The 19711-nt window shown below is 70.3% G+C and carries 16 protein-coding genes; 10 read left to right on the top strand and 6 right to left on the bottom strand.

Translation table 11 applies throughout. The annotated features are described in order from the left end of the window. Positions 1 to 12 precede the first annotated feature (12 nt). Positions 13 to 1977 carry a phosphocholine-specific phospholipase C gene (locus NON19_RS10080; RefSeq protein WP_255926462.1) on the bottom strand — a complete coding sequence of 655 codons (1965 nt, stop codon included), beginning with the start codon at positions 1975 to 1977 and terminating at the stop codon, positions 13 to 15. Between the two features lie 83 nt (positions 1978 to 2060). After that, positions 2061 to 3635 carry a class I adenylate-forming enzyme family protein gene (locus NON19_RS10075; protein WP_255926460.1) on the bottom strand — a complete coding sequence of 525 codons (1575 nt, stop codon included), beginning with the start codon at positions 3633 to 3635 and terminating at the stop codon, positions 2061 to 2063. 67 nt (positions 3636 to 3702) lie between these two features. On the opposite strand from NON19_RS10075, the gene NON19_RS10070 reads away from it, so the two are divergent. The 5 genes from NON19_RS10070 to NON19_RS33620 all read left to right on the top strand — a co-directional run bounded on the left by NON19_RS10070 (position 3703) and on the right by NON19_RS33620 (position 9063). Continuing rightward, entirely contained in the window at positions 3703 to 4923 is a 1221-nt protein-coding gene (locus NON19_RS10070; protein WP_255926458.1) for an amidohydrolase family protein, read from the top strand. Then, positions 4913 to 5842 carry an SDR family oxidoreductase gene (locus tag NON19_RS10065; protein ID WP_255926456.1) on the top strand — a complete coding sequence of 310 codons (930 nt, stop codon included), beginning with the start codon at positions 4913 to 4915 and terminating at the stop codon, positions 5840 to 5842. Before NON19_RS10070 ends, NON19_RS10065 begins: the two co-directional genes overlap by 11 nt. A gap of 3 nt (positions 5843 to 5845) precedes the next feature. Then, entirely contained in the window at positions 5846 to 7000 is a 1155-nt protein-coding gene (locus tag NON19_RS10060; RefSeq protein WP_255926454.1) for an acyl-CoA dehydrogenase, read from the top strand. A gap of 4 nt (positions 7001 to 7004) precedes the next feature. Beyond that, the gene (locus tag NON19_RS10055; RefSeq protein WP_255926452.1) at positions 7005 to 7925 is read left to right on the top strand and encodes an acyl-CoA dehydrogenase family protein; all 921 of its coding nucleotides are present in this window, start codon (positions 7005 to 7007) and stop codon (positions 7923 to 7925) included. Positions 7926 to 8412: 487 nt separating this feature from the next. Then, positions 8413 to 9063, top strand: a complete 651-nt coding sequence (locus NON19_RS33620) for an ATP-binding protein (protein ID WP_372514059.1) — start codon at positions 8413 to 8415, stop codon at positions 9061 to 9063. Here the strand turns inward: NON19_RS33620 and NON19_RS10045 are convergent. Then, positions 8982 to 9908, bottom strand: coding sequence for a cyclase family protein (locus tag NON19_RS10045; protein WP_255926450.1), 927 nt, complete (start codon positions 9906 to 9908; stop codon positions 8982 to 8984). The genes NON19_RS33620 and NON19_RS10045 overlap by 82 nt on opposite strands. Before the next feature lie 121 nt (positions 9909 to 10029). On the opposite strand from NON19_RS10045, the gene NON19_RS10040 reads away from it, so the two are divergent. From NON19_RS10040 to NON19_RS10020, 5 genes are all read left to right on the top strand, one after another. Then, positions 10030 to 10938: an SDR family oxidoreductase gene (locus tag NON19_RS10040; RefSeq protein ID WP_255926448.1), complete on the top strand. Its 909-nt coding sequence runs from the start codon at positions 10030 to 10032 to the stop codon at positions 10936 to 10938. Between the two features lie 9 nt (positions 10939 to 10947). Then, positions 10948 to 12168 carry an acyl-CoA dehydrogenase family protein gene (locus NON19_RS10035; protein ID WP_255926446.1) on the top strand — a complete coding sequence of 407 codons (1221 nt, stop codon included), beginning with the start codon at positions 10948 to 10950 and terminating at the stop codon, positions 12166 to 12168. Beyond that, positions 12165 to 12995, top strand: a complete 831-nt coding sequence (locus NON19_RS10030) for an SDR family oxidoreductase (protein WP_255926444.1) — start codon at positions 12165 to 12167, stop codon at positions 12993 to 12995. The genes NON19_RS10035 and NON19_RS10030 overlap by 4 nt, the downstream gene beginning before the upstream one ends. Positions 12996 to 13060: 65 nt before the next feature. After that, entirely contained in the window at positions 13061 to 14521 is a 1461-nt protein-coding gene (locus tag NON19_RS10025) for an aldehyde dehydrogenase family protein (RefSeq protein ID WP_255926442.1), read from the top strand. Between the two features lie 28 nt (positions 14522 to 14549). Next, on the top strand, positions 14550 to 15617 hold the full coding sequence (locus NON19_RS10020) for a Zn-dependent alcohol dehydrogenase (protein ID WP_255926440.1): 1068 nt from the start codon (positions 14550 to 14552) through the stop codon (positions 15615 to 15617). A 92-nt stretch (positions 15618 to 15709) separates the two neighbouring features. On the opposite strand, the gene NON19_RS10015 is transcribed toward NON19_RS10020, so the two are convergent. From NON19_RS10015 to NON19_RS10005, 3 genes are all read right to left on the bottom strand, one after another. Beyond that, positions 15710 to 16333, bottom strand: a complete 624-nt coding sequence (locus tag NON19_RS10015) for a flavin reductase family protein (protein ID WP_255926438.1) — start codon at positions 16331 to 16333, stop codon at positions 15710 to 15712. A gap of 66 nt (positions 16334 to 16399) precedes the next feature. Next, complete coding sequence (locus NON19_RS10010; protein WP_255926436.1) at positions 16400 to 17263, bottom strand: enoyl-CoA hydratase/isomerase family protein; 864 nt, start codon at positions 17261 to 17263, stop codon at positions 16400 to 16402. A gap of 67 nt (positions 17264 to 17330) precedes the next feature. Next, the gene (locus tag NON19_RS10005) at positions 17331 to 19544 is read right to left on the bottom strand and encodes an acetate--CoA ligase family protein (protein WP_255926434.1); all 2214 of its coding nucleotides are present in this window, start codon (positions 19542 to 19544) and stop codon (positions 17331 to 17333) included. Positions 19545 to 19711: the final 167 nt, after the last annotated feature.

Here is a 19711-nt window from a genome sequence, read left to right as displayed (position 1 = left end):
CCCTGCGGGCCGCTACGGGTGGAGCCGCCCCGCGAAGCGGCGTTCGAAGCCGTCGCCGGTGTCGGCCGTCACCGTGTGGTCGTAGCGCCCGGCGGAGGTCGGCGCGAGCACGACACGGGCGGTGCCGCCCGGCGCGACGGTCACCGTACGCGGCGCCGAACTCGGCGCGAACAGTGCCTTGTTCACCTCGACGGTGAACACCACCGGCTTGCCGCCCTCGTTGCTCAGGGTCAGCCGGACACCGTCCGCATGCTCGGTGGCGGTGATCTCGGGGTGTCCCTTCGCGGGGTCGTTCCAGGTGCGGACATCGCCCTTGAAGCCGCGCAGGAACCCGTCGGGACCGTGCGCGTCGATGTCGTACGGGCCGCCGCTGACCGCCTGCGCGCTGAAGAAGTCGGTGACCGTTCCGCCGACCGGCAGGGTGTAGCGCCAGGCGCCGAACGCGCGGTGGTTGACCGTGTAGATCGACAGACCCGCGCCGAGGCGGCCGAGGTTGTCCACGGTGGTCCACAGCAGGCCCTTCGCCGGGTCCGTACGCGACGACGAGCCGAACCGGTAGCCGATCGGAAGCGCCGGCCGGTCCCCGGGCTCCGTCTCGGGGAAGGTCTGGACGATCGGGGGGAAGATCGGCGGCAGTACCTTCTTGTCCTGCTCGGCGAGGTCCGCGAGCAGCTTCTTGGTGTCGGGCAGTGTGGGAAACGCGGTGCTGTTCTTGTGCCGGAAGTCGAACGCCGACATCAGGTCGCCGCACACGGTGCGGCGCCAGGCGGAGATGTTGGGCTCCTTGACTCCCGTCCAGTTCTCCAGGAAGCGCAGCACAGAGGTGTGGTCGAAGACCTCGGAGGCAACGCGCCCGCCGCGGCTCCACGGGGAGATGACGATCATCGGCACACGGGGGCCAAGGCCGATGGGCGCGCCGCCCACGAACTCGTCCGGCGTGCCGTCGGGGGCCACCGGCGGCACCACATGGTCGAAGAAGCCGTCGTTCTCGTCGTAGTTGAGGAAGACGACCGTCTTCTCCCAGACCTGCGGATGTTTGGCCAGCGCGTCGAGCACATAGGACGCGGTGAAGTCGGCGCCCTGCGCGGGCGGATGGTTGGGGTGCTCGGACTGGTCGGTGGGCGCCACCACCCAGCTGACCGCCGGAAGCCGCCCGCTCGCCACGTCCTGCGCGAAGTCGTCGGGGCCGCGTTTGACCATGCCCCGGGTGTAGAGCGGGGAGTCCTTGGGCGCGTTCTGGAACTGCTTGAACCATGCCAGGGGGTTGTCGTCGAAGTTGTCGTCCTGCTGATAGATCTTCCAGGAGATCCCGGCGGACTGCAGCCGCTCGGGATAGGTGGTCCAGGTGTAGCCCTTCTCGCTGTTGTCGGTGACCGGTCCGCCGCCCGTGCCGCGCGGGTCGATCATTCCTGTCCACAGATAGAGCCGGTTGGGGTTGGTGGACGCCATGGTGGAGCAGAAGTACTGGTCGCACAGGGTGAACTGGTCGGCCAGCGCGTACTGGAACGGGATGTCCTGGCGCCGGTAGTAGCCCATCGTGTACCAGGACTTGGCCGGTATCCAGTTGGTGTACCGGCCGTTCGCCCAGGCGCTGTGCGTGCCGTTCCAGGAGTGGTCGAGGTCGAAGATCCGCTGTGCGTCGGAGGTCGAGGTGTCCAGGTGCCAGGGCAGCAGGGTGGTTCCGCCAAGAGTGCCCAGCAGCTTCTGGTGCAGCACGTCGGACCCGTTCGGCAGCCGCACCAGCGAGGTGTCCTGGTAGCCGCGCACCCCGTTCAACGTCCCGTAGTAGTGATCGAAGGAACGGTTCTCCTGCATCAGGATCACCACATGCTCGACATCGTCCAGCGTCCCGTGCGGCCCGCGCCGCCCGGTGGCCGCAAGGGCCTGCCGCACCGCCCCGGGCAGCGCCCCGGAACCAAGCGCGGCGCCACCGGCGACGGCCGAACCCAGCAGCGTGCGACGGGAGATGGGGGACACGGCGCCTCCTGGTCAGCTCGGTTACCGGCGGGTACAGACCGGTGCGGCGCGATGATTCCAGCCACCGGTGAACTTTGGAAGGCTCACGTACCCCTGGAATCGGGCAAGTTGGTGGCGGCGCCGTCGGACGTGCCACGCCCGGTGAGCCGTTCGCGGAGCTGGTACTTGAGCACCTTGTGCAGGGTCTCGTTGCGCGGTAGCGCCGGTACGACCTCCAACTGCTCCGGCAGCTTGTGCACCGCCAGCCCCGCCGACCGCAGGAACGACGTGACCTCGGCCAGGGTGAGCGGCGCGCCGCCGGGGGGCTGTTCCACGACCGCGCAGACGCGTTCCCCGCGCTCGGGGTCCGGCAGGCCGATCACGGCGGCGTCGTGTATGGCCGGGTGTTCGTAGAGCAGTTCCTCGATCTCCCTGGCGGAGATGTTCTCTCCCTTGCGGATGATGACGTCCTTCAGGCGCCCGGTGAGCACCAGATGCCCGTCGGCGGTCAGCCGACCCAGGTCGCCGGTGCGGAAGAAGCCGTCCTCGTCGAACGCGGCGGCGGTCTGGCCGGGGTCCACATAGCCCTGGCACACCGCCTCGCCGCGCAGCCGGATCTCGCCGTCCACCACGCGTATCTCCATCCCGGCCGGTGGGCGGCCCTCGGTGGTCGCCAGGTTCTCCGGGGTGTCGAGCGGCGAGCACATGGTGATCATCGGGGCCTCGGTCATGCCGTAGCCGTGGGTGAGCTGGCAGCCGAGCTCCCGTACCACCTCGTGGTACAGCTCGGGCGGTTTGGGCGCCCCACCGCCCGCCAGCAGCCGCAGGGTGGGCACCAGCCGTTCGCCGGGCGGCAGTTGGCGCTGTGCCGCCAGAAACAGCGAGTAGAACGCCGTGCTGCCGCCCGCCAGCGTCACACCGTGCCTGCGGTAGGCGTCCAGCACCTCCGGCAGCGCGAACCGCTCCACAAGCAGTGCCGGGAATCCGTACAGCAGCAACATGATCAGGTAGTCCGGTCCCCCTATGTGCGCGTAGGGGAAGGCGATCGAGCCGACGTCGTCCGGCCGCATCCGCAGGGCGTGCGCAAGGCAGGCGCCGCCCGCGATCAGGCTGCGGTCGGTGTGCCGCACGCCCTTGGGCGCGGAGGTGGTGCCGGAGGTCCAGTAGATCCAGCGCACCTGCCCGCCGTCCGACGGCGGGGGCGGCAGGGTGCCGGGGTCACCGTCGGGCAGCCGGTGGTACACCGTGAGCGGCCGTGGCGGGTGCGGGAGTTCGCGGGCGAGGCGGTCGGCCATGGCGGTGTGGTCGAAGCCCCGCCAGGTGCCGGGGGTGACCAGGAAGCGTGCTTCGGTGCGCTCGACGGCATGCCGGACCTCGCGGTCCCGGTAGACCGGGATGACCGGGGTCTGCACCGCTCCCAGCCGGGCGAGCGCGGCGGAGAGCACCACCGTCTCGATTCGCGTCGGCAGTTGCCAGCACACCGGGGTGCCCGGCCGCACCCCCAGCTCGTACAGGCCCGCCGCCGCGCGTTCCGCGTGCTCGGCGAGCCCGCCGAAGGTCATCCGGCGGTCCGTCTCGTCGAACAGCGCCGGTGCCCGGGGTGTGAGCGCGGCGCGGCGTGCGATCAGCTCCCACAGGGTGTGGGACGTGCCGAGGTCGTACGGGGTGGTCGCGCTCATCCGGTCCTCCGGTCGCGCCTTGTCGGTTGCGGGTGGCGTGGCTACGGTAGATCTGACGCCGCGTCAGATGAAGTGTCCGGGCGAAGGGGAGGCGGCCGTGGAGCTACCGAGGATCATCAGCGTCGACGACCACGTCATCGAGCCCGCGCACCTCTTCGACAGCTGGCTCCCGGCCAAGTACCGCGACCGCGGCCCCCAACCGCTCACCGCGGGCATCGGCGAACTCGCCTACGTCGGCGGCAGGTACCAGATCACCATGGACCCCGACGGACCGCCCACCGACTGGTGGATCTACGAGGATCTGAAGTTCCCGTACAAGCGCAACATCGCGGCCGTCGGCTTCGACCGCGACGAGATGACCCTGGAGGGCATCACCCGCGACCAGATGCGCCGCGGCTGCTGGGACCCGATCGAGCGGTTGAAGGACATGGACCTCAACCATGTCGAGGCATCGCTGTGCTTCCCCACCTTCCCGCGGTTCTGCGGCCAGACCTTCGCAGAGGCGCGGGACAAGGAGGTCGCCCTGGCCTGTGTGCGCGCCTACAACGACTGGATGGTGGAGGAGTGGTGCGGGGACAGCGGGGGACGGCTGATACCGCTGTGCCTGATACCGCTGTGGGACGTGGAACTGGCCGCCGCGGAGATCCGGCGCAACGCCGAGCGCGGGGTCAAGGCGGTCTGCTTCAGTGAGATCCCGACCCATCTGGGGCTGCCCAGCGTCCACTGCGGCTACTGGGACCCGTTCTTCGCCGTCTGCGAGGAGACCGGCACCGTCGTCAACATGCACATCGGCTCGTCCTCGCAGATGCCCGCCGCCTCACCGGACGCGCCGCCCGCCGTACAGGCGAGCCTGAGCTTCAACAACGCGATGGCGTCGCTGATGGACTTCCTGTTCAGCGGCGTGCTGGTGAGGTTCCCGCAGCTGAAACTCGCCTACAGCGAGGGCCAGATGGGCTGGGTTCCGTACGCCCTGGAGCGCGCGGACGACGTCTGGCGCGAACACCGGGCGTGGGGCGGCGTGCGCGACCTGGTCCCCGAGCCGCCGTCCACGTACTACTACCGGCAGGTCTTCTGCTGCTTCTTCCGCGACAAACACGGCGTCGAGTCGATCGACACCGTCGGCCGCGACAACGCGACCTTCGAGACCGACTATCCGCATGTGGACTCGACGTTCCCGCACACCAGGCAGGTGGCGCTGGACCATGTCAAGGGACTGGACGACGAGACCGTCTACAAGCTGATGCGCGGTAACGCCATCCGGATGCTGGAGCTGGACCTTGACCGCTGAGCTGTGCGCGGGCCGGGTGGTGGCGATCACCGGCGCGGGGCGTGGGATCGGCCGCGAGCACGCGCTGGCGTTCGCGGCGGCGGGGGCGCGGGTAGTGGTCAACGACCTGGGCGTGGTTGGCCAGTCGCAGATGTTTGACGCTCCGGCCGCACTTAATGAGCCGGGCACGCCCGAGGAGGTCGTCGAGCGGATACGGCAGGCGGGCGGCGAGGCCGTCGCCCACACCGGGGACGTCGCGACCTGGTCGGGCGCCGCGTCCCTGGTGCGCACCGCGCTCGACGCCTTCGGCGGTCTGGACGTACTGGTCAACAACGCCGGGATCCTGCGCGACCGGATGCTGGTCTCGATGACGGAGGCGGAATGGGACGCGGTGGTGCGGGTGCACCTCAAGGGCCACTTCGCGCCGCTACGGCACGCCGCCGCGTACTGGCGGCAACAGGCCAAGTCCGGTCGGCCGGTGGCGGCCCGTGTCGTCAACACCACCTCCGGTGCGGGGCTGCTGGGCAGCGTCGGGCAGGGCAACTACGCGGTGGCGAAGGCGGGCGTCGCCGCCCTGACGCTGGTCGCCGCGGCCGAACTGGGGCGGTACGGGGTGACCGTCAACGCCATCGCCCCCGCGGCCAGGACCCGGATGACCGAGCAGGCGATGCCGGAACTGGTCGCCCGCCCGGAGCGCGGGTTCGACACCTACCACCCCGGCAACGTCTCGCCGCTGGTGGTCTGGCTGGGCAGTACGGAGTCGGCCGGGGTGACCGGGCGGATCTTCGAGGTCGAGGGCGGCCGGGTGTCGCTCGCGGACGGCTGGCGGCACGGCCCGGCCGTGGACGTGGGCCGCCGCTGGAGGCCCTCCGAACTCGGCCCGGTCATCGGCGCGTTGCTGGGCAAGGCGGCACCGCCCGAGCCGGTCTACGGGCAGTGATCCATGGACCTGGCCTACACCGAGGAAGAGGAAGCCTTCCGCGCCGAACTGCGCGCCTGGCTCACCGCCACCGTGCCCACGCTCGCGCCCAGACCCGATCCGGCGGACTGGCCGGGCCGAAGGGCGTACGACAGCACCTGGCAGCGCATGCTCTACGACGCCGGTTACGCCGGACTGCACTGGCCCGCGGAGGCGGGTGGCCGCGGTGCCACCCCCACCCAGCACCTGATCTTCCTGGAGGAGACCGAGCGGGCCAAAGCGCCGTACGTCGGCGCCCACTTCGTGGGACTGCTGCACGCCGGGCCGACCATCGCCGCCGAGGGCACCCCGCAGCAGCGGCGCCGCTGGCTGCCGCCCATCCTGCGCGGCGACGAGGTGTGGTGCCAGGGCTTCAGCGAACCGGAAGCGGGCTCGGACCTGGCGGCCTTGCGCACCAGAGCGGTCCGGGACGGCGACAGCTATGTGGTGACCGGTTCGAAGATCTGGACCTCGCACGCCGAAGTCGCCGACTGGTGCGAACTGCTGGTGCGCACCGACCCCGAAGCGCCCAGGCATCAGGGCATCACCTGGTTGGCCATGCCCATGAACGCCGACGGCATTAAGGTACGGCCGCTGCGCACACTCGCTGGATCGAGGGAATTCGCCGAGGTGTTCCTTGACGAGGTCCGGGTACCGGTGGCGAACCGGGTGGGCGAGGAGAACGACGGCTGGCGCGTCACCATGGTCACGCTGTCCTTCGAACGCGGTACGGCGTTCGCCGGTGAAGTCATCGCCTGCCAAAGGACGTTGCGCGAGGTGGCCGCCATGGCGCGGCGCAACGGCAGCTGGGACGACCAGACGCTGCGGCGGCGGGTCGGACGGCTGGCCGCCGAGTTCTCGGTGCTGTGGCGGCTCATCCAGTGGAACGTCAGCGCGGCGCAGGACGGCACGGGCGTACCCGGCGTCGGCGGCTCGGTGTTCAAGCTGCGCTACTCGCAGGCGCGCCAGGAGCTGTACGACACGGCGGCGGCGGTGCTGGGCGTGGAGGCCCTGGACACCTCGCGGGAGTGGACCGTCGACCGGTTGTCCTCGCTGTCGTACACGATCGCCGCGGGCACCTCGCAGATCCAGAAGAACATCGTCGCCGAGCGGATCCTCGGCCTGCCGAAGGGGCCGTGACCCGGTGCGCTTCCAACTGAACGACGACCAGCGCGCGTTGCGCGGGGGCGTACGGGAACTGCTGGCCGGACGGTTCGGCCGGGACCGGATGCGGGCCTGCGTGGCGGACCCCTCGGTGGACCGGAGGCTGTGGCGGGAGCTGGGCGCCGCCGGAGTGTTCGGGCTGCGGCTTGAGGAGATGGGGCTCGCCGAGGCCGCGTTGGTCTTCGAGGAGGCCGGGCGGGCGCTGCTGCCGGGACCGCTGGTGGCCACGCATCTGAGCGCGGGAGTGGTGGACGGTGCCGCCGAGGGCGAGGCGGTGGTCGCCGGGTGCGATGGCGCGCTGGTCGATCATCTGCCGGACGCGGACGCGGTGCTGTGGCTCGATGAGAGCGGCGCCTTCGTTGTCGATCCGGCCGAACTGGTCACCGTCGAGCTGCGGTCGGTGGATCCGATGACCCCGCTGAACCGCGTCACGGTCCGGCCCGCCGAAGGGCGCGCGCTTCCCGGCGCCGCGCGGTTGCGCCGTGAGGCCGTGCTGTTGACCGCCGCCCAGCAGTGCGGCATCGCGGGCCGGACGCTGGAGTCGGCGGTGGAGTACGCGGGCGTACGGCGCCAGTTCGGGCGGGCGATCGGGGCGTTCCAGGCGGTCAAGCACCTGTGCGCGGACATGCTGGTGCGGGTCGAGATGGCCCGTACCGCCGTCCACGCGGCGGCCGTCACCGGTGATCCGGTGGAGACCGCCGCCGCCAAGCTGCTCGCCGACGAGGCCGCCGTCCGCAACTCCCGCGACTGCCTTCAGATCTTCGCCGGCACCGGCTTCACCTGGGAGGCCGATGTGCACCTCCACATGAAGCGCGCGTGGTTGTTGTCAACCCGGTTCGCCCGGGAGGGGGAGATCCAGGACGCCCTGGCGAGCTCCCTTCCCGCGCCCGGGATCTGGTAATGGTGACCGGGCGGGTACGCGCCCTCGCCCCTGGTCGCCAGCAGTTGCGGAATGGTGCGATATGCCCGGAATAAGGAGTCACAGAGCGTCGATATCGGGTTGTGTCCGAGGTGTAACTCGTAACGGCGTGGAGTCGACGCCTTGCTCGGGTACCCTCCATCGGGTGCGAGTGGTTCACGGGCGCAACAATCGCGACGGTCGTCATGGCGGTGGCCATGCGGCAACCGGCGCGGTGCCCCGGGATGCCCGCGGGCGGCGTGAAATCGCCCGTAGGCGCTGGACACGCACGGTGTCGCGCCCATTCACTACCCGTAACGCGCGCGGCCGCGGGGCAGTATGCAGCATGTGTACCGCGTCCCGTTGGAATATGACTGAAGCGCTTGTTGCGGTGACTGTACGTCAATCATGCTGTCCTTCGTCAGCGTCACGGTCGGTGACGGTACGGAGGCGCGAGGCGATGTGTCCGCCGGTTCGGATGGTGTGAGCGGTGCAGGTGCTTCAGGTGCAGTTGGAGGTCTTCCCTGACCCGGCTGAGGTGGGCCGGGCCCGCAGATGGGCCCGTTCCCGGTTGCAGCGCTCGGGCATAGGAGCGGACGAGCCGCTCGCCGAGACACTGCTGCTGCTCATCTCGGAGCTGGTCACCAACGCGGTGGTGCACACCGGCTGTCCGGCCGTGCTGCGGATGCTCTTCCCCGAGTCCGAGGCCCATGAGGCGGGCGCCAACGGGACGGTGCGCGTGGAGGTCGCCGACGCCAGCGCCAAGCCTCCGGCGCCGCGGCACGCCAAGGGCGACGAGACCGGCGGGCGCGGCCTTGAACTGGTCGACGGGCTCGCCGACCGCTGGGGCTGGGAGCGCGAGGGCTCCGGCAAGCACATCTGGTGCGAGGTGGACCGGCCCGAGGAGACGCCGACGGCTTCTCCCGCCCGGTACCTCTGCGACGAGGCCCCCATGACCGCCTACGGTGACGCCATCGGATACCGGAGCGACGACCCCGCCGCCGCCGGAACCGTTCCCGGGCCGGGTGCCTCCAGGCGCCCGGGTGCGGCGAGTACGGGCTATCTGATCGCGACCGGCGCGACCGGACTGCCCACCCCGCCGACGAACGGCTCGGGCGTCGCGCTCAGCAGGAACGCGTAACGACCGTCCTCGGCACAGGCTGTGGACAGTTCCTCCAGATTCCAGTTCTGCCCCTGCGGCATGCCCATCTCCACCAGGTGGAGCGCGTGCACCGGCAGCCACAGGTCCTTGATCTCGGGCGGGAACACCTCGAACGTCAACGTGTCGTCGGCGACCGCCGCCACATCACGGGCGTGGAACCACTCGGGCGCGCTGATCGACAACCCGGGGGACGGGTACGCGTATCCGTGCCTGTCACCGCTCAGGTACCGCTGGATCTGCCCGGTGCGCACGACAACGATGTCGCCCCCGCGGACCCTGGTGCCCGCCAGTTCCTCGGCGGCGTCGAGGTCTTCGGATGTCACGGCATGGCCCTCGGGAAGGCGCTCGACGCCGCGTGTGCGGGCGACGTCCAGCAGGACACCGCGGGAGATCAGGGTGGTGACCTTCTCGATCCCGCTGAACCCGGCTCCCTGGTGCGCGGTGACCGTGCTGGCGGGGCGACCGTTGTAGAGGCGGCCGGAGTGCGAGACGTGACCGAGGCCGTCCCAGTGTGTGCCCGCCTGCAGCCCCATCGTGACCACGTCGTCGCTGATGGCGACCGTATCGGGGCCGAACATCGCCCAGTTGACGGCGGTCATCGTGCGCAGCGGGTTCACCCGGCCCGGGATCGCTCCGGTCTGCACCCCGTCCTGCCTCAGGGGTAGCGCGAGCGGGACTCGGTGGCCGGTGCGGACGGCGCGGGCCGCCTCGCGCACCACCTCGTCGGTGATCAGGTTGAGCGTGCCGATCTCGTCGGCCGTGCCCCAACGCCCCCAGTTGTTCACGCGCTTGGCGATGTCATGGAACCGCTCGGGCAACGGCATCCGGGCCTCCAGTGCGCAGTACGGGCTTGCGGGGACGCGGGGCTTGCGCGATGGGTCACCACTGTTCCTAGAATCTAACGCACCGTCAGAAACTGGGGAAGTTCCGTGGGAAGGTTCCGCCGTGGGCGACTTCTTGACCGGCAAGGTCATCGCGATAACCGGCGCGGGGCGGGGGATCGGACGGGCCGTCGCGCTCGCCTGCGCCGCCGAGGGCGCCAAGGTCGTGGTCAACGACCACGGTGTCTCCATCGAGGGCGGCGAACCGACCAGCGAGGTGGCGGCGGCCGTGGTCAAGGAGATCGAGGCGGCGGGCGGCGACGCCGTCGCCGTGGCCGACGACGTGGCGACCATGTCCGGCGGCGCCCGGATCGTCGCCACCGCCGTCGAGACGTACGGGCGGATCGACGGGGCGGTGTGCGTCGCCGGAATCCTGCGCGAACGCATGCTGTTCAACATGACCGAGCAGGAGTGGGACCCCGTCGTCGCCACCCATCTCAAGGGCACCTTCACCGTCTTCCGTGCCGCATCCGCCGTGATGCGCCAACAGCGCTCCGGCACCCTGATCGGCTTCACCAGCGGCAACCACCAGGGCAGCGCCTCCCAGGCCAACTACTCGGCGGCCAAGGGCGGGATCATCTCCCTCGTTCGCAGTGCCGCCCTCGGCCTGCACAAGTACGGCGTGACCGCGAACTGCGTCGCGCCCATCGCCCGCACCCGGATGTCCGCCAACGTCCCCATGGAACTGAAGGAGATGGGCGAACCCGAGGACGTCGCCCCCTTCGTGGTCTACCTCCTCAGCGACCGCGCCCGCGACATCACCGGCCAGGTGTACACCGTCGCCGGACCGAAGATCGCGGTGTGGGCCCAACCCCGCGAACTGCGCGCCGCCTACGCGGAGGGCGGCGGCTGGACCCCGCAACGCATCGCGGACCTCCTGCCCGGCACCGTCGGCACCGACCCGATGCCGCTGCTCGCCCAACTCGACGCCATGCGGCGAGCCGCCGCCACGGGCGACCGGCCCAACGCCTAGGGAACCGCCATGGACTTCACCTTCGGGCCGCGGGCCGAGGCCTTCCGCGCCGAGGCACGGGCCTGGCTCGCCGAACACCTCACGGCCACCACGACCAGCGGCCGGGCGTGGGAAGGCGAGTTGGGCGCCCACGGCTGGATCGGCCTGGGCTGGCAACCCCCGGACGGCCACCCCGCACCGCCCAACGGCGCCCGCGGACCGTACGGAAACCGGCATGGCTCGCTGGTCGAACAGGTCGTCTGGGGGGAGGAGTATGCCCGCGCCGCCGCACCGGCCCGCTCCGGCCACATCGGCGAGAACCTCCTCGCCCCCACCCTGCTCGCCCACGGCACCCCCGCCCAACGCGACCGCTTCCTGCCGCCCATCGCCCGTGGCGAGGAACTGTGGTGCCAGGGCTACAGCGAACCGGACGCCGGATCCGACCTCGCGGGCGTGCGCACCGCGGCCGTCCGGGACGCCGGTGGAGCCAACTACCGGGTCACCGGCCAGAAGATCTGGACGTCACTGGCGCTGGACGCCGACTGGTGCTTCGTCCTGGCCCGCACCGAACCCGGCTCCACCCGTCACCGTGGACTGTCCTTCCTGCTGGTGCCCATGGACCAGCCCGGCCGCGTTGAGGTCCGCCCCATCCGGCAGATGTCCGGCGACAGCGACTTCAACGAGGTGTTCTTCGACGGCGCCTACGCCGCCGCGGACCACCGTGTCGGCGCCGAGGGCGACGGCTGGCGCATCGCCATGGCCCTCCTCGGCTTCGAACGCGGCGTGTCCACCCTCGTCCAGCAGATCGGCTTCGCCCGGGAGTTGGCGGACATCATGGCACTGGCCTGCGGCAACGGCGCCACCGATGATCCGGTGCTACGCGACCGCCTGATCCGGCAGTGGGCGGACCTGCGCGTCATGCGCTGGAACGCGCTGCGCACCCTCGGCACCACGGATCCGGCCGCCCCGAGCATGTCCAAACTCCTGTGGGCCCGCTGGCACCAGCGCCTCGGCGAACTGGCGATGGCCGTACGAGGCACCCCCGCCTCGGCGGGCCCCGCCCTCCAGGACGCGGCTGTCTCGGCCGCCGAACCCGACGACCCGAGCACTGACCTTCCATATCAACTCGACTCCATCCAAAGGCTCTTCCTGTTCAGCCGGGCCGACACCATCTACGGCGGATCGGACGAGATCCAGCGAACGATCATCGCCGAGCGCGTCCTCGGACTTCCGAAGGAGCCCCGCCCATGACCCCCGAACCCACCCCCGGGCGGCTCACCGGGGCTGGTACGGCAGCTCGGACGCGGCCACCGTCGTACGAGTCGGCCCATGGACTGCTCACCGGGCGGACCGTCCTGGTAACCGCCGCCGCGGGCACCGGGATCGGCTTCGCCACCGCCAAACGCTGCGCCGAGGAAGGGGCCGCCGTCGTCATCAGCGATCGCCACGAGCGCCGCCTGGCCGCGTCGGCCGAGCAACTCGCCGACACAACGGGTGGCAAGCCCCTCGCCGTGCCCTGCGATGTGACCGTCGAAGCCGACGTGCAGCGTCTGTTCACCACCGTCACCAACGAACTCGGCGGAGTCGACGTCCTGGTCAACAACGCGGGCCTGGGCGGCACCGCCGAACTCCTCGACATGACCGACGAACAGTGGAATCGCGTCCTCGATGTCACACTCGGTGGCACCTTCCGCTGCACCCGCGCCGCACTTCGGCACATGTGCCCCCGCCGCACGGGCGTGATCGTCAACAACGCCTCCGTACTGGGCTGGCGCGCCCAGGCCGGACAGGCCCACTACGCCGCGGCCAAGGCCGGTGTCATGGCACTGACCCGATGCGCGGCCATCGAGGCCGCCCCGCACGGTGTGCGGGTCAACGCCGTCGCCCCCTCTCTCGCCATGCACCCCAACCTGGCCAAGGTCACCAGTGACGCACTCCTCGATGAACTCACCTCCCGCGAAGCCTTCGGCCGCGCCGCCGAACCCTGGGAGATCGCGAACGTCATCGTCTTCCTCGCCAGCGGCTACAGCTCCTACCTGACCGGTGAAGTCATATCGGTCTCCTCCCAACACCCCTGACGTCATGGCCACTTGACCGACCAGCGGGTGACCGGACCAACGAGCCCAGCGAAGGGCACCGACGGATGAAGCGCTACGCGCACTGGATCAACGGACGGCATCAGCCCGCCCAGGACCACTATCCGGTCATCAACCCCGCCACCGAGCAGGTCATCGGCCTCGCCCCGGAGGCGGCACGGGACGAAGTGGACGCCGCGGTCACAGCCGCGCGTACCGCGTTCGAGCGGTGGAGCCGCACCGCTCCCCGGGAGCGCGCCGCCGTGCTGGACCGTGCCGCGGACCTGCTGGCCGCCCGCGCCAAGGACCTCGTACCACTCCTCCAGGCCGAGACCGGAGCGACAATGCGGGTGGCGGCCACCATGCAACTGCCCACGGCCGTCGAACGCTTCCGTCGCTACGCGCGCGGGGCGATTGAGCCCGACACGATCCCGTTGGCACCCCTGCCGGTGAAGGCGTCCCCACTGGCGGCCGGAGGCCTGCTCGGCGCGGCCGCCATCCGGCGACCGGTCGGCGTCGTCGCCTGTATCACCTCGTACAACTTCCCCGTGGTGAATCTCGCGGGGAAGGCCGCGCCCGCACTGGCTATGGGCAACACCGTCGTGGCCAAGCCAGCGCCGCAGGATCCGCTGGCCTGTCTCCTTCTCGGCGACATCCTCCAGCAGGCCGGTCTGCCGGACGGCGTGTTCAACGTGGTGACCGGGTCCGGTGCCACAGCGGGTGAGTACTTGGTCGGCCACCGTGGCGTCGACATGATCAGTTTCACTGGTTCCACCTCCGTGGGAAAGGCGATAGCCGAATCGGCTGGCCGGTCGATGAAGCGAACGCTCATGGAACTCGGTGGCAAAGGAGCCGCGATCGTCCTGGACGACGTGACCGACGGGGCGTTGAAAAACGTGGTGGGCGGCGTCGGTTCGACATGGTCGTTCCACTGCGGACAGATCTGCACGGCTCCGACCCGGGTACTCGTCCATCGCGCGCTGTACGAGAAGGTCGTCACCGGTCTCCAACGCTACGCCGAGACACTGACAATCGGGGACCCTGTGGATAACTCCACGATCATCGGCCCGTTGATCAGCGCCGCCCAACGCGACCGCGTCGAGTCCCACATCGCCGGAGCTCGGGACCAGGGCGCCCGTATCGTCACCGGCGGCACCCGCCCCGACCTCAAGCCCGGCTTCTACGCGGCGCCCACCCTCATCGCCGACGTGCGACCGGAGACGGCCGTGGCCCAGGAGGAGGTCTTCGGGCCGGTGGTAGTCGCCATCCCCTTCGACACCGAGGACGAGGCGGTCGAGATCGCCAACGGCACCGCGTACGGTCTGTACGACTACGTCTTCTCCGGCGACGCCGGTCGCGCCTGGCGGCTCGCCGGTCGGCTGCGCAGCGGAAACGTCGGCATCAACACCGTGCAGCGGCACCCCGAAACGCCCTTCGGCGGATTCAAGGAAAGCGGGGTCGGCCGGGACGGCGGCTCGTTCGGCCTGCACGCGTACAGCGAACTGCAGTCGGTGGTCTGGCCGTCGTAAGGAACCGGCGGCCGTGAGGACGGTGGGTATGAGAGGCGTGATCTTCGACGGCGAGCGGCCCCGGGTCGTGGACGATCTCGCGGTGCGCGCGCCCGGCCCGGGCGAGGTCGGTGTGCGCGTCCGGGCCGCGGGACTGTGCCACAGCGATCTGTCGGTGATCGACGGCACGATCCCCTTTCCGGTTCCCGTCGTCCTCGGCCACGAGGGCGCGGGCGTGGTCGAGGCCGTCGGCGCGGGCGTCAGCCATGTCGCACCCGGCGATCACGTCGCGCTGTCCACGCTGGCCAACTGCGGTGCGTGCGGCGAATGCGATCGAGGCCGTCCGACCATGTGCCGCAGGGCGATGGGGCGTCCGCAGCGACCGTTCAGCCGCGGCGGCGAGGCGCTCTACAACTTCGCGGCCAGCTCCGCCTTCGCGGAGCGCACCCTCGTCAAGGCGGTGCAGGCGGTCCCCGTTCCACGGGACATACCCTTCACCTCCGCCGCGCTGATCGGCTGCGCCGTCGTGACTGGCGTCGGTGCCGTGCTCAACCGGGCCAGGGTCGGCCTCGGCGAGTCCGTGGTCGTCATCGGCACCGGCGGCGTCGGCCTCAACGTCATTCAGGGCGCACGGATCGCCGGAGCCCGGCGCATCATCGCCATCGACGCGAACCCGGCAAAGGAAGCGGTGGCCCGGCGGTTCGGCGCCACCGACTTCATCGACGCCTCACGGGTCGCCGACCCGGTCGAGGCGGTCCACGCCCTGCTGCCGAGCGGCGCCGACCACGCCTTCGAGTGTGTGGGGCACGTACGGCTCATCCGTCAGGCCATCGACCTGCTGGACCGACATGGCCAGGCCGTACTCCTCGGCGTACCGCCCGCGGACGCCGAGGCGTCGTTCCGTGTCTCCACCATGTATCTGGACAAGTCCATCCTCGGCTGCCGGTACGGGTCCTCACGGCCGCAGCGGGACATCGCGTTGTATGCCGAGCTCTACCGGCAACGGCGCCTGCTGCTCGATGAGTTGGTCACCAGGACCTATCCGATAGAGGACTTCGCCAAAGCCGCTGATGACGCGCGCAACGGGCGGGTGGCCCGTGGCGTGCTCACCTTCTGATGGGGCTTGCGTTGGCGCGCGGCGCCAAGCGGGAGCGTGCGAGGTTGTGGCCGGAGCTCTGACCGGAGGCGGTGCGAAGTCAGGCTGGAGCCCTAACCGGAGACGGTGCCGAAGCGCCCCTGGTGGAAGATCAACGGCGCCTCCGCTCCGTGCCGCTGCGTACCGAGGGCGGCGACACGGCCGACGACGATGAGGTGGTCACCGCCGGTGTGCACCGCGTGAATGGTGCAGTCGACCCACGCGGTGACCCCGGCGAGCAGCGGTGCGCCGGTCGCGGGGGCGGCAGCCCACTCCACCCCGGCGAACTTGTCGCCACCGCTCACGGCGAAGGCCCGGCACAGTTCCTTCTGGTCGGCGCCGAGGACGTTGACGCAGAAGACACCGGTGCGGGCGATGCGCGGCCAGGTGGTGGACGTACGGCCGACCATGAACGCGACCAGCGGTGGGTCGAGCGACAGCGAGACGAACGACTGGCAGGCGAAGCCGGCGGGGCCGGGCTCCTCGTCATGCGCTTCCGGCGCGGTGATCACCGTGACGCCGCTGGCGAAGTGGCTCAGCACGCGCCGGAATTCGCCGTGGTCGACCGGCGCCCGATCGTCATCCCGAACCGCTCGCAGCTCCGGTCGTGGCATCGCTTCGACGGGTGCGGCGGTTGTCGGCGCCCCTACTGACCTGAGGTAGCGGACGGCGGTGGCCGCCATTCCTGCGTGTCCCATCACACTGACCATTGAAACTGACCAAGCGTCAGATTGAAAGTGTGTTTGTGGGGCGCTTGCCGCCGGTCAGCGGCCCCGGAATTGCGGGCTTCGGCGTTCGACGAAGGCGCGGACGCCTTCCTGGGCGTCCGCGGTGGTCATGTTGATCTCCTGGGCGGCGGCTTCGGCGGCGAACGCGGTGCCGCGGTCGGACTCCAGCGAGGAGTTGACCAGTTGTTTCGTGAGCGTCAGCGCTCGGGTGGGTGCGCAGGCGAGCCGGTCAGCCCACTCACGGGTGGTTTTCGTCAACTCCTCAGCGGGCACGACGCGGTTGACCAACCCCAGCCGCTGCGCCGTGGCAGCCCGCAGGTCCTCGCCGAAGAACATCAGCTCCTTGGCGCGCTGCGGACCGACCAGGCGGGGGAGCAGATACGTACCGCCTCCGTCGGGGACCAGGCCACGCCGGACGAACACCTCGATGAACCGCGCGCCCTCGGCCGCGATGACCAGGTCGCATGCGAAGGCGAGGTGCGCCCCGATACCGGCGGCGGTGCCGTTCACGGCCGCGATCACCGGTTTCTCGCAGTCCAGCACGGCGGCGATCAGCCGTTGGGCGCCGCGCCGTATGGTCCGGGCGACGTCGCCCGCGATGCGGTCGGCGGGGGTGGGGATCGGGCTTGCGGTGGGTGGCCCCGGGCGGGTTGCCGGGGTGGCGCGCAGGTCTGCTCCGGCGCAGAACGCCCGGCCCGCTCCGGTGATCACGACGGCCCGGACCAGCGGGTCGCCGGAGGCGTCATCCAGTAGGCGGATGAGGCGTTCGCGCTGGTCGGGGGTGAGCGCGTTCATCGCCTCCGGCCGGTTGAGGGCGATCCACGAGACCCCGTTGTCAGTGGCCCGGAGTACAACTGAATCGACGGACGGATCGATGGATTCTTCGGGGGAGGAAGTCATGAAAGTCCTTGGTCACGGTTGGAAGTACCGGCCGCCCACGCGGCATCGGCCGGGCGCCGCGCCTGGCTCACCGGCACACCGCGAGCGCGTCCAGCGCCACCGCGCCCTGACCGCGGGGCAGCACCATCAGCGGGTTGATGTCCAGTTCAGCGAGGCTGTCATCGAGTTCCATCGCCATGCGCTGCACTCGCAGGATCACATCCACCAACGCGTCGGCATCGGCGGGCGGTTGGCCGCGCGCCCCCTCGAGAAGGGGGTACCCGCGCAGTTCACGCAGCATCGCATGGGCTTCTTGTGGCCCGAAGGGGGGAACTCGCACCGCTGTGTCCCGCAGCACCTCGACCAGCACACCACCGAGACCCACGGTCACGGTGGGGCCGAACAACGGGTCGTGGTGGACGCCGACGACCATCTCCACACCCTGCTCCACCATCTGGCAGACCAGGACACCGTCCAGATCGATGTTCCAGAAGCGGGCGATGTCGGTCAGCTCCCGATAGGCGTCGCGGACCTGGCTGGCGGAGGTCAACCCGATCCGGACCAAGCCGAGTTCGGTCTTGTGCGACAGCTGGGCACCGGAGGCTTTCATCACGATCGGGTAGCCGACCAGCCCGGCCGCGCGAACCGCTCCGGCGGCACTGTTCACCAACTGCTCCCGCGGCACGCGGATTCCGTACGCCCGAAGCAACTGCTTGGCCGCGTGCTCGCTCAGTCGCTGTCCCTTGCGCAGCAGCGGCCTGGCCTTGCGGACGGACGGCGAGAGCGTGCGTGGCGCGTCGGTGAAGGGGGACCGGTAGTCGGCGACGAAGCGGTGGTGCTGGAGATAGGCCTTGATCGCGGTGACGCAGTTGCCGAAGGTGCGGAACGTGGCGACCTTGGAGGAGCCCAGCAGTGTGCTGCGATAGGCCTCCTCGGTGCCCACCGGCGAGCCCCACACCACGCACACCAGCTTGTCCGTGTGCTCGGCCGCGTCCACCAGGTCCTGGGCCAGCTTGTCGCTCATGGGCGGGAACGGCCCGGTGATCGGGCAGACCAGCACACCAACGGACGGGTCGGCCAGGATCGCGTCGATGATCCTGCGGCCCCGCCAGTCGCCCACTGGATGGCCACCGTTGTCCACTGGGTTGGCCACGCTCAGGTACTCGGGTATCCACTGGTGCAGCTCTGCCTGCTTGTCTTCGGACAGTACGGGAAGCGACAGGCCCGCCGCACTGGCCAGGTCGGAGAAGTGCGCGCCGGTGCCGCCGGAGATGGAGTAGACGACGACGCCCTCGGCGCTCGGCGGCTTGGCGCGGGCCAACAGATGGGCGGTGTCCTGGAGTTCGTCAAGGCCGTCGACCCGGATGACGCCGAACTGCTTGAACGCCGCGTCGGTGACGGCGTCCGAGCCGGTGAGCTTCCCGGTGTGCGACGCGGCCGTACGGGCGCCGGTCTCGGTCCTGCCGACCTTGATCGCGACGATCGGGACCTTGTTCCGGGCCGCCCGATCGGCGGCGAGCATGAACGACCGGCCGTCCTTGAGCCCTTCCACATACGCGGCGATGGCCCCCACCTCGGGCCGTTCCGCGAAATACGAGATGAAGTCGGCGGCTTCCAGATCCGCCTCGTTGCCGGTGGGCGCCCAGTGGCTGAGCCGAATGCCGAGTTCCTGGAGGGCGAAGACCGGGCGGCCCTGGTGGCCTGACTGGGTGATCAACGCGATCGCCGGGCCTTCCAGGTCGTCGCGGAACCGCTCGAAGGCGTTGAGGTTGGTGTTCGGCCCGAGCAGCCGCAGGCCTGAGCGGCTCACCGCCTCGGCGAGGCGCCGTTGGGCGGCCGTGCCCGCCGCACCGGTCTCGGCGAACCCTGAGGCGAACGCGACGGCGAACTTCGCCTTGGCGTCGGCCAGTTCCTCGATCACCGGCAGCGGATCGGAGACCAGTAACACCGCGAGGTCAACCGGCTGCGGCAGCTCCGCGGCGGATGCGTGGCACGCAAGCCCGAAGACCGTCTCGCGTCCCGGGTTGACCGGGAGGAGCCGGGCGCCGACTCGATCGGACCAGGCCATCAGCTGGCGGGTGATACCGGTGTTCGGCTTGCCCTCGGCGTCCGAGGCGCCGATCACGGCCACCGTCTCCGGGCGGAAGAACCGGTCGAGGTCGGGCACCGGTGCGTACAGCGGCCGTCCGCTGACGTCGAGGTCCGCGGCGCCGTGCACGGCGGGTCCAGGACGTTCGCCGCAGGCCACGGCCCGCGCCGAACGGGGGTCGGTGCTGAGGCTGCCGTGTGTCGATCCAAGCATGGGTCCCGCCCGCTCCTGGTGCACTGTTGACTTAGCTGACGCTTAGTCAGATTACTGAATTGAGCGAGCGCCAGGAACTGGTCAGTAGCGAGAAGCTTCCGCAGGGCTCGCGTGCGCCGAGAGCCGGTCGACGGCTTCGCTCAGGGGGGGGCGGATGGATCGACGAG

Source organism: Streptantibioticus rubrisoli (genome assembly GCF_024436055.1).
GTDB classification, from domain to species: domain Bacteria; phylum Actinomycetota; class Actinomycetes; order Streptomycetales; family Streptomycetaceae; genus Streptantibioticus_A; species Streptantibioticus_A rubrisoli.
This window is presented reverse-complemented; position numbering and strand designations above follow the sequence as displayed.

Excerpts from the sequence above, each read along its gene's own strand:
- NON19_RS10075 (WP_255926460.1), bottom strand. The coding sequence starts at position 3,635 with ATGAGCGCGACCACCCCGTACGACCTCGGCACGTCCCACACCCTGTGG.
- NON19_RS10070 (WP_255926458.1), top strand. The coding sequence starts at position 3,703 with ATGAAGTGTCCGGGCGAAGGGGAGGCGGCCGTGGAGCTACCGAGGATC.
- NON19_RS10060 (WP_255926454.1), top strand. The coding sequence starts at position 5,846 with ATGGACCTGGCCTACACCGAGGAAGAGGAAGCCTTCCGCGCCGAACTG.
- NON19_RS10045 (WP_255926450.1), bottom strand. The coding sequence starts at position 9,908 with ATGCCGTTGCCCGAGCGGTTCCATGACATCGCCAAGCGCGTGAACAAC.
- NON19_RS10035 (WP_255926446.1), top strand. The coding sequence starts at position 10,948 with ATGGACTTCACCTTCGGGCCGCGGGCCGAGGCCTTCCGCGCCGAGGCA.
- NON19_RS10030 (WP_255926444.1), top strand. The coding sequence starts at position 12,165 with ATGACCCCCGAACCCACCCCCGGGCGGCTCACCGGGGCTGGTACGGCA.
- NON19_RS10025 (WP_255926442.1), top strand. The coding sequence starts at position 13,061 with ATGAAGCGCTACGCGCACTGGATCAACGGACGGCATCAGCCCGCCCAG.
- NON19_RS10020 (WP_255926440.1), top strand. The coding sequence starts at position 14,550 with ATGAGAGGCGTGATCTTCGACGGCGAGCGGCCCCGGGTCGTGGACGAT.
- NON19_RS10015 (WP_255926438.1), bottom strand. The coding sequence starts at position 16,333 with ATGGGACACGCAGGAATGGCGGCCACCGCCGTCCGCTACCTCAGGTCA.
- NON19_RS10010 (WP_255926436.1), bottom strand. The coding sequence starts at position 17,263 with ATGACTTCCTCCCCCGAAGAATCCATCGATCCGTCCGTCGATTCAGTT.
- NON19_RS10005 (WP_255926434.1), bottom strand. The coding sequence starts at position 19,544 with ATGCTTGGATCGACACACGGCAGCCTCAGCACCGACCCCCGTTCGGCG.